The organism is Streptomyces boncukensis (genome assembly GCF_011045075.1).
Lineage (GTDB): Bacteria > Actinomycetota > Actinomycetes > Streptomycetales > Streptomycetaceae > Streptomyces > Streptomyces boncukensis.
The window spans coordinates 1-9692 of record NZ_JAAKZZ010000282.1; the positions used below are offsets into that span (position 1 = coordinate 1).

The following is a 9692-nucleotide window of genomic DNA, read 5'->3' on the forward strand; positions in this document are numbered from 1 at the left end:
GGGGGTGGGTGTGGGTCTCACACGGTACTCCTCTTCTGCTCAGGCCGCGTGGTGACGCGGCATATGCGGCAGAGTGACACCGTGTCGTGCCCCTGTCAGGTCTATACCATGTATTCCTTGTAATTGGCCGAATCTCGCCGCTGGTTCGGGGCGGCGCAGACCGCGCGGACGGCGCGGCGCGGCGCCCCGCCGCCCGGGGGGAGCGGCGGGGCACCGGTCCGGTCTCCTGTGCGGGGTCAGCTGCCGGTGACGTTCACGGCGGTCCAGGCCGCCGCGACCGTCTTGGCCTCGTCGCTGCCCTTGCCGTACAGCTCCTCGGCCGCCTCGATGGTGGTCTGGCGGGCGTCCGCGTAGTCCGTCGTGGACGTCATCTTCTCGGACAGGGCCTTGAACCAGATCTTCTCGGACTTCTCGATGCCGATGCCCTCGATCTCCTCCCCGTACTTGGTCGGCGAGTTGTACTTCACGCCGTTGACCTCGCGCTCGCCGCTGCCGACGGAGAGCAGGAAGAAGAAGTGGTTGGCGATGCCGGACGAGTAGTGCACGTCGACGTCGTCGGCCTCCGGCGTCCAGTAGTCCAGCGAGACGCCGTCCTTGCTGGGCTCGTCCATGTAGCGCAGCGGGGTGCCGTCGCCCCGGATGTCGATCTTCTCCCCGACGAGGTAGTCCGGCACGTCCTCGGGGTTGTCCTCGTGGAACTCGACCGCCGCGGCGAAGATGTCGGAGGTCGCCTCGTTCAGACCGCCGGACTCGCCCTGGTAGTTGAGGTCGGCGGTGTGCGAGGTCACCCCGTGCGTCATCTCGTGGGCCGCGACGTCCATCGAGGTGAGCGGCTTCTGGTTGCCCTCGCCGTCGCCGTACGTCATGCAGAAGCAGGAGTCCTGCCAGAAGGCGTTGACGTAGTTGTCGCCGTAGTGGACGCGGCTGCGGGCGCCCTTGCCGTCGCCCGCGATGCCGTCCCGGCCGTGCACCTGCTTGTAGTAGTCCCAGGTGGCGCCCGCGCCGTAGTGCGCGTCGACCCCGGCGGTCTGCCGGTTGCCGGGCGTGCCGTCGCCCCAGGTGTCGTCGTCGTCGGTGAAGACCTCGCCGCTGCCGCTGGTGCCGTTCTTCAGGTCGGTGGTCTCGTTGCCGCCGCGGCCCGGGTCCACCATGGAGAAGCTGCCAGCGGAGCCCGAGGTGCCGATGTCGACGGTGCCCGCGTACTGGCTCTCCCCGGTGCCGCCCTTGACGCCCTGGAACTCCAGGAGCTTCTTGCCGCTCGCCGCGTCGGTGATGACGTGCAGCTCGTTGGGCGTGCCGTCCTTCTGGGTGCCGCCGACCACGGTCTCCCAGGCCAGGGTGGGCTTGCCCTCGGCGGCGAAGACGACCTTGCGGGGCGCCTTGCTGCCCTTGGCCTTCGGGGTGGCGGGCTTGTGCGCGTCGAGGGACGTCTCCGGCACCGCGGTCTTCACGGCGATCTTCGCCTTGGTGGCCCGGGAGGTGCCGGTCCGCTTGCCGGAAGGCGACTTGTGCACCACCAGGTCGCCCCCGATGACGGGCAGGCCGTCATAGGTGCGCTCGTAGCGGACGTGTGTGGCGCCGTTCTCGTTCTTGACGACGTCCTTGACGTGCAGCTTCTCCTTCGCGTCGAGGCCGAGCGCCTTGGCGTCCGCGGCCTTGGCCGCCGTGGAGTCCGCCGCCTTGACCAGCGCGGTGTGCTGGGCCGCGGACAGCTGGGCAGGCAGCGCGCCGCGCGCGCCCTCGGCGCCGGACGCGCCGGACGGGGCGGCACCCGCCGTGCCCGCGGTGATGCCGGCGACGAGGAGGGCGCCGGTGGCGGCGAGTGCGGATATGCGCTGCTTGCTGGAGAGGGATCTCACTCAGTTGCTCCTTCTGCCGTTTCTGCGTGGGGACCGGACGGACGGCATAGGTGCATACCGTCCGGGCAGAACTGAAGTGCGGAGTGCGCAGGGCACCCGGGGAACCCTGCCATTCATGACGCGTTCATGTCACCTGCACTTCCTGCTCCGGACGCAGGTTGGCGAGATTTTGTTCGTTAATACGATTCCTCTGCACGCATAGCGGAGTGCGGTCCGGACCAGAGCCCTCCGAAAGGTCAGGGTCAGGGTCAGGTGAGGCTGTCCCGCCAGGCGCGGTGCAGCGTGGCGAAGCGGCCCGAGCCGGCCAGCAGTTCGTCCGGCGTGCCGTCCTCCACCACCCGGCCGTCCGCCATCACCAGCACCCGGTCCGCGACGGCCACCGTCGACAGGCGGTGCGCGATGACGACCGCCGTACGGCCCCGCAGCACCGTGCCCATCGCGCCCTGCACGGCCCGTTCGCCCGGAACGTCCAGCGACGAGGTCGCCTCGTCCAGGATCAGCACCGCGGGGTCGGCCAGCAGCGCCCGCGCGAACGACACCAACTGGCGCTGGCCCGCCGAGATACGGCCGCCCCGCTTGCGGACATCGGTGTCGTACCCGTCCGGCAGCGCCGCGATGAAGTCGTGCGCGCCGATGGCCTTCGCCGCGCCCTCGACCTGGGCGCGGGATGCGTCCGGACGGCCGATCGCGATGTTCTCCGCGACGGTGCCGGAGAACAGGAACGCCTCCTGCGTCACCATCACCACCTCGCGCCGCAGCGCGGACGCGTCCAGCTCGCGCAGGTCGGCGCCGTCCAGCAGGACACGCCCTCCGCTGGGGTCGTAGAACCGGGACAGCAGCTTGGCCAGGGTGGACTTGCCCGCACCCGTCGCGCCGACGACCGCCACCGTCCGCCCGGCGGGCAGCGTCAGGCTGAACTCCGGCAGCACCTCGCCGCCCGTGCGGTACGCGAAGCGGACGCGGTCGAAGACCACCTCGCGGCCCGGCCGCCCCGGCTCGCGCGGCGGCAGCTCGCGCGGCGCGGCCGGCTCGGGGACGGCGGGGGCCCAGGCCAGCACCCCCGCGATCTTCTCCAGCGAAGCGGCGGCCGACTGGTAGGAGTTGAGGAACATCCCCAGCCGGTCGATCGGGTCGTACAGCCGCCGCAGATACAGCGCGGACGCCGCCAGCACGCCCAGCTCCATCCCGCCGGACGCCACCCGGTAGGCGCCCCACAGCACGATCGCGGCCACCGCCGTGTTCGCCACCAGCCGGGAGAGCACCACATAGCGGGCCATCTCCAGGATCGCGTCGCCGTTGATCCGCCGGTGGCTGCCGTTGAGCTCGGCGAACGCCGCGTCGTTCGGCCGCTCCCTGCGGAAGGACTGCACCGGCCGGATCCCGTTCATCGTCTCCGCGAACTTCACGACGACGGACGCCATGGCCGTCGACTTGGAGCGGAACACCCGCAGCGAGCGGCGCTGGAAGTTCCGGACGAGCAGCCACAGCGGCACGAAGGACGCCGCCGCCGCACCGCCCAGGCCGATGTCCAGCCACAGCAGCATGACGAGGATGTAGCACGTCGACATCACCACGCCGAGCAGCTCCTGGAGCCCCTCCTCCAGCAGCTCGTGCAGCGCCTCCACATCGGTGGTGGAGCGGGAGATCAGCCGCCCGGAGGTGTAGCGGTCGTGGAAGTCCACATCGAGGCGCTGCGCATGGCGGTAGATCCGGCCGCGCAGCTCCAGCAGCACCCGCTGGCTGACCCGCGCCGCCGCCATGATGAACCCGTGCTGCAGCCAGCCCGAGGCCAGGGCGCACACCAGATAGCCGACGGCGACCGCGGTCAGCGGCCCGTAGTCCCGCCCGTCGCGCAGCGCGGGCAGCGCCCGGTCGATGGCGTACGCCACCAGCAGCGGGCCCGCCTGGACGGCGGCCTGCTGGAACAGCAGCAGCACGGCGGCGCCCGCGACCCGGCGGCGGTGCGGGCGCAGCAGGGAGCCCAGCAGGGTGCGGGAGGCGCCCCTGGGCGCGGGCAGCACGTCCTGGTCGAAGGAGTCTCCGGCGGCACCGGCGGCCTGCTGCGGCGGGGGCGCGCCGCCCTTGCCCCGGCCGCCCTCGCCCCGGCCGCCCTCGTCCCGGCCGCCTTCGTCGTCGGCGGCCGGCTGGTCCTGGACCGTCGTCGTCATCGGGCGCCGTCCTCCTTCCCCTCCGGTCCCTCCGGTCCTTCCGGGTCCTGCGGGTCCCGCGGGTCCTCCGTTCCGGCCCCGGACATCAGCGCGACGTACTCCGGGCTGCTCGCCAGCAGCTCCTGGTGGGTGCCCACCGCGGTGATCCGGCCGCCGGACAGCAGCGCCACCCGGTCCGCCAGCAGCACCGTCGAGGGGCGGTGCGCGACGACGAGCGCGGTGGTCGTCGCCAGCACCTCGCGCAGCGCCGCCTCCACCGCCGCCTCCGTGTGGACGTCGAGCGCGGAGAGCGGATCGTCCAGCACCAGGAAGCGCGGGCGCCCCACCACGGCGCGGGCGAGCGCCAGCCGCTGCCGCTGCCCGCCGGACAGACTCAGCCCCTGCTCGCCGACCTGGGTGTCGGCCCCGTGCGGCAGCGCGGCGACGAAGTCGGCCGCCTGCGCGACCCGCAGCGCGCGCTCCAGCCCGGCGCCCGGGTCGCCGCCGTCCTCCCCCGCGCCCATCAGGACGTTCTCGCGCACCGTGGCGGAGAACAGCGTGGGCTCCTCGAACGCCACGGCGACCCGCGCCCGCAGCGCGGCGCGGGACAGCGCGGCCGTGTCCGCGCCGTCGAGCAGGATCCGGCCGCCGCTCGGCTCGTGCAGCCGGGGGACCAGCGCGGTGAGCGTGGTCTTGCCGCTGCCCGTCGCGCCGACCAGCGCCATGGTCTCGCCGGAGCGGATGTGCAGGTCGATGCCGTCGAGCGCGGGTCGCGCGCCCGGGGGCGCGTCGGGATAGCGGAAGGTGACCCGCTCGAACCGCAGCCCGTCGGCCCCCGCGCGCCCGGCGGCAGCGGCCGCGCCGCCGGGCGACGGACCGGACAGGGCGTCAGGGGCGTCCCGGGCGTCAGGGGCGTCCGGGGGGATCGGCTCGTCCATGACGTCGAAGAAGCGGTCGGCGGCCGTCGCCGCCTCGTTGCTCATCGCCAGCAGGAACCCCATGGCCTCCACCGGCCAGCGCAGCGCCAGCGCCGTGGACAGGAACGCCACCAGCGTGCCCGCCGACAGCTCGCCGTCCGCGACCTGGACGGTGCCCAGCACCAGCGCGGCGCCGATGGCCAGCTCCGGCAGCGTCAGGATCACCGCCCAGATGGCGGCCAGCAGACGGGCCTTGTACAGCTCCGTGTGCCGCACCCGGTCGGCCAGCTCCCGGAAGGCGCGGGCCTGACTGCGGTGGCGGCCGAAGCCCTTGATGACCCGGATGCCGAGCACCGCCTCCTCGATGACCGTCGTCAGATCCCCGAGCTGGTCCTGGGCGCGCCGGGACGCCACCGCGTACCGCATCTCGAAGAGCGCGCACAGCAGCACGAGCGGAAGCACCGGCGCCAGCAGCACCAGCCCCAGGGTCCACTCCTGCGCCAGCAGGATGACGCACCCCACCAGGATCGTCGTCCCGTTGACGACCAGGAACGTCAGCGGGAACGCGAAGAACATCCGCAGCAGATGCAGGTCCGTGGTGGCCCGCGACAGCAACTGGCCGCTGGGCCAGCGCTCGTGGAAGGAGACGGGCAGCCGCTGCAGATGCCCGTACAGCGCCGCGCGCATGGCCGCCTCCACGCCCGCCAGCGGACGCGCCACCAGCCACCGGCGCAGCCCGAACAGCAGCGCCTCCACCAGGCCGATCACCAGCAGCAGCACCCCGCCCAGCCACACCCCGCCGGTGTCCCGGTCGGTCACCGGCCCGTCCACGATCCACTTGAGCACCAGCGGGATCACCAGCCCCAGGCAGGAGGCGACGACGGCCACGAACGCCGCCGCGCACAGCCGGGCCCGCACCGGGCGCACATACGGCCACAGCCGCAGCAGCGAGCGGACAGCGGAGCGTTCGGCCGCTGGGCGTGGTGTGGGGCGCGGGGCGGCAGGAGCATCCACGCCGAGGCTGCTGTCTGTCACCCCGCGAGGCTACGGGCCCGGATGGCCATCCCTCACACGGTTTTCGGCGGGCGCCCCGTCAGGGGCGCGGGGAACTGCGCGCGCCACCACGAACCCGGCCGCAGTCCGCGACGCGCAGCAAGGGGCAGCCCCTGCCCGGCACGATCCGCCGGACACGCCTATCCGGCGCGCCACTCGCGCCAGCTCATGTTCCAGCCGCCCAGGCCGTTGTCGGGGGCGACCCGCTCCTCGCCGGAGCCCCGCACCGTCACCACGTCGCCCACCAGCGACCGGCGGAAGAACGCGCCCGCCGGCGACCGCGCGCTCCCGCCGCGTACGTCGCGCAGGCCCACACAGCCGTGACTGACGTTCCGCGCCCCGAACACCCCCGGCTCGGCCCAGTAGTTCCCGTGCAGGAACGTGCCGCTGTCCGTGAGCCGCATCGCGTGCGGCACGTCCTTGATGTCGTACTGGCCGCCGAAGCCGACCGTGTCCCCGTTCATCCGGGTCACCGCGGCCTTCTCGGTGATCACCATCCGGCCGCTGTACGTCCGGTTCTCCGGGGAGCCCGTCGTCACCGGCACCCGCGCCACGGCCCGGCCCGCCCGGTAGACGGTCATCCGGTGGCGGTCCGCTTCGACGACGCTCCGCTGGTCGCGGCCCACCCGGAACCAGACCCGCTTGTGCTGCACCCCGTAGGTGCGGGGCGCGCCGCGTACGCCGCGCAGCCGCAGGTCGAGGGCGACCCTGGTGCCCGGCCGCCAGTATCGGCGGGGGCGGAAGTCGAGCCGGGTGCGGCCGAACCAGTGCGCGGCGACGGGCACTCGGGGGCGCGCGGTCACCCGGATCGCGCGCTGCACCGCCGCGCGCCGGACGACGGGCCGGTTGAAGCGGATCGACACGATCATCCCGATGCCGACGGTCTGCCGGTGCTCCGGCGTGAAGTAGCCGATGAGCCGGTGCCGGGCGGCGCGGGTGGTGAAGGCGGTGCGCCGGGTGACCCGCTCGCCGCGGGCGTCCCTCGCGACCGCGTCCACGGCGTACGCGCTCGCCGCCGCCAGCCGGCCCCGGCCGTACGGGCGCCAGGTGCGGCCGTCCGCCGAGATCCGGCCGGGCAGCGGGGGGCCGCCCTGCCGGGCCCGGACCCGGACGTGCCGCAGCCTGCCCTCGCGTACCGAGACCGTCACCCGGGTGCGGACCGCCACCCTCGTCGCGCCGTCGGACGGGGTGATCCGGATGGTCTCGTCGGGCGGTGCCGTGCCGCGTTCCGTTCCGCATCCGGTGAGCCCGGCCAGCACCGCCGCGGCGGCGAGGGCGAGGGCGATGGCCGGGGCCGTGGCCGTCACCGGATGCCGCCCCGCCGCGGAGCCGCTGACGGACACAGCCCCGCGCCCCTGCGGGGCACCGCTTCGACCGTCGCGCACCGTCCGCTCCCGTCGTCTCCCTGTCCGTTCACCGCACAGATCAACGAACCGGGGCCGCCGGGGAAACTGCGCGGCGCCGTCTCATCCCCTCCGCAAAAACGCGACCGAACGGTGACCCGCGGGGCACGGGCACCCCCGCTGAGGTGTGGTTATCTAACAGGGCACTGCGCGCGGCGAGTCGCGCGTATCGGGGGCGCACAAGAGTGCCCGGCCTGTTGAGGGGAGTAGGCCGAGTTGGATATCAAGGCTATAACCAGGGACAAACTGGGCGGAGACAGCCGCAAACAGCTCATCGGGGGCTCAGCCGCCGGGCTGGTCGCCGTTCTGGTCGTGCTGCTGCTGGTGCTCACGACCTGCGGCAGCGGCAGCTCCAGCGCCGACGGACCGGACGGCGAAGGGGACCGGGGCGCGGCGGCCGAGGGCCCGTCCGACGCCGTCGTCTCCCTCGCGCCGAAGAACGGGGCCGACGAGGTCGCCACCACCGGCGCCCTGAAGGTCACGGCGGAGCAGGGCAGGCTCACCGAGGTCACGGTCAAGGACGGCAAGGGCCGCACGGTCAAGGGCCGGTACGGGAAGCGGCGTACGGAGTGGCGGCCCGCCACCCACCTCGCGACCGGCACGAAGTACGAGGTCGACGCCGTCGCCAAGGACGCGAAGGGCCGCGAGGCCGCCAAGCACGGCAGCTTCACGACGTTCGTCCCGAAGGACACCTTCGTCGGCTACTTCACCCCGGAGAACGGCGACAAGGTCGGCGCCGGGATGCCGGTGTCGATCAAATTCAACCGGCCGATCGCCCGCCGCGAGGCCGTCGAGAAGGCGATCACGGTCCGCGCCGACCCCGGGGTGGAGGTCGAGGGCCACTGGTTCGGCGACCGGCGGCTGGACTTCCGGCCCCGGGCGTACTGGAAGTCGGGCACGAAGGTCACCGTCGATCTGAACCTCAGCGGGGTCGAGGGATCCAACGGGATCTACGGCCGGCAGCGCAAGACCGTGCAGTTCACCGTCGGGCGGCAGCAGGTCAGCGTGGTGGACGCGAAGAAGAAGACCATGAAGGTCTACCGCGACGGCAAGCGGATCAAGACCCTGCCGATCAGCGCGGGCAGCCCGGCGACCCCGACGTACAACGGCAAGATGGTGATCAGCGAGAAGTTCCCGGTGACCCGGATGAACGGGGAGACCGTGGGCTTCGGCGGCGAGTACGACATCAAGGACGTACCGCACGCCATGCGGCTCAGCACCTCCGGCACCTTCATCCACGGCAACTACTGGACGCCCAAGAGCGCGTTCGGCGCGGTCAACGCGAGCCACGGCTGCGTGGGCCTGTCCGACCAGCGCGGCGGCGCCGACCGGACGACGGCCGGGTCCTGGTTCTTCCGCAACTCCCTGGTCGGGGACGTGGTCGAGGTCAGGAACTCCCAGGACGAGACCATCAAGGCGGACAACGGCCTCAACGGCTGGAACATGTCCTGGGCGAAGTGGACGGCGCCGCAGTGATGCCGCAGCCGGGGTAACGACCGTTAACCTGCCCTCATGACCGCTACTCTCGAAGTCGCCGACGGTGTCGGCACCATCAGACTCGACCGCCCCCCGATGAACGCCCTCGACATCGCCACCCAGGACCGGATCCACGAGCTGGCCGGGGAGGCGACGGACCGCGACGACGTGCGCGCGGTGGTGCTCTACGGCGGGGAGAAGGTCTTCGCCGCCGGCGCGGACATCAAGGAAATGCGGGAGATGGACCACGCCGCGATGGTGCTGAGGTCCCGCGCGCTCCAGGAGTCCTTCACCGCCGTGGCCCGGATCCCCAAGCCCGTGGTCGCCGCCGTCACCGGATACGCGCTCGGCGGCGGCTGCGAGCTGGCGCTGTGCGCCGACATCCGGATCGCGGGCGAGTCGGCGAAGCTGGGCCAGCCGGAGATCCTGCTCGGGCTGATCCCCGGCGCGGGTGGCACCCAGCGGCTCTCCCGGCTGGTCGGCGCGGCACGCGCCAAGGACCTGATCTTCACCGGCCGCCAGATCAGGGCCCAGGAGGCGCTGGAGATCGGGATGGTGGAGCAGGTGGTCCCGGACGCGGAGGTGTACGAGCGGGCGCACGCATGGGCCGCGCGCCTCGCGGCCGGGCCCGCGCTCGCCCTGCGCGCCGCGAAGGAATCGGTCGACTACGGGATGGAGGCGGGCATCGACACCGGACTCGCCGTCGAGCGCAACTGGTTCGCCGGGCTGTTCGCGACCGAGGACCGGGAGACCGGGATGCGGAGCTTCGTCGAGGACGGCCCCGGCAAGGCGACCTTCCGCTGAGCCCCGGGGTCCGGGCCCCGCACGGGGTGGGGT

Annotated in this window: 6 protein-coding genes; 2 read left to right on the forward strand and 4 right to left on the reverse strand. The window is 72.9% G+C overall.

Going from position 1 to position 9692, the window contains the following annotated elements:
* Nucleotides 1–236 precede the first annotated feature (236 nt).
* From G5C65_RS23500 to G5C65_RS23515, 4 genes are all read right to left on the reverse strand, one after another.
* On the reverse strand, nucleotides 237–1859 hold the full coding sequence (locus tag G5C65_RS23500) for a M4 family metallopeptidase (protein WP_165300902.1): 1623 nt from the start codon (nucleotides 1857–1859) through the stop codon (nucleotides 237–239).
* Between the two features lie 248 nt (nucleotides 1860–2107).
* Nucleotides 2108–4027, reverse strand: a complete 1920-nt coding sequence (locus tag G5C65_RS23505) for an ABC transporter ATP-binding protein (RefSeq protein WP_165300903.1) — start codon at nucleotides 4025–4027, stop codon at nucleotides 2108–2110.
* On the reverse strand, nucleotides 4024–5937 hold the full coding sequence (locus tag G5C65_RS23510) for an ABC transporter ATP-binding protein (RefSeq protein ID WP_338146609.1): 1914 nt from the start codon (nucleotides 5935–5937) through the stop codon (nucleotides 4024–4026). Before G5C65_RS23510 ends, G5C65_RS23505 begins: the two co-directional genes overlap by 4 nt.
* A gap of 179 nt (nucleotides 5938–6116) precedes the next feature.
* Nucleotides 6117–7319, reverse strand: a complete 1203-nt coding sequence (locus G5C65_RS23515; RefSeq protein ID WP_420903353.1) for a L,D-transpeptidase — start codon at nucleotides 7317–7319, stop codon at nucleotides 6117–6119.
* Between the two features lie 276 nt (nucleotides 7320–7595).
* On the opposite strand from G5C65_RS23515, the gene G5C65_RS23520 reads away from it, so the two are divergent.
* Together G5C65_RS23520 and G5C65_RS23525 are read left to right on the forward strand one after the other, a co-directional pair.
* Entirely contained in the window at nucleotides 7596–8855 is a 1260-nt protein-coding gene (locus G5C65_RS23520) for a L,D-transpeptidase (RefSeq protein WP_165300905.1), read from the forward strand.
* 36 nt (nucleotides 8856–8891) lie between these two features.
* Nucleotides 8892–9659: an enoyl-CoA hydratase/isomerase family protein gene (locus G5C65_RS23525; protein WP_165300906.1), complete on the forward strand. Its 768-nt coding sequence runs from the start codon at nucleotides 8892–8894 to the stop codon at nucleotides 9657–9659.
* Nucleotides 9660–9692: the final 33 nt, after the last annotated feature.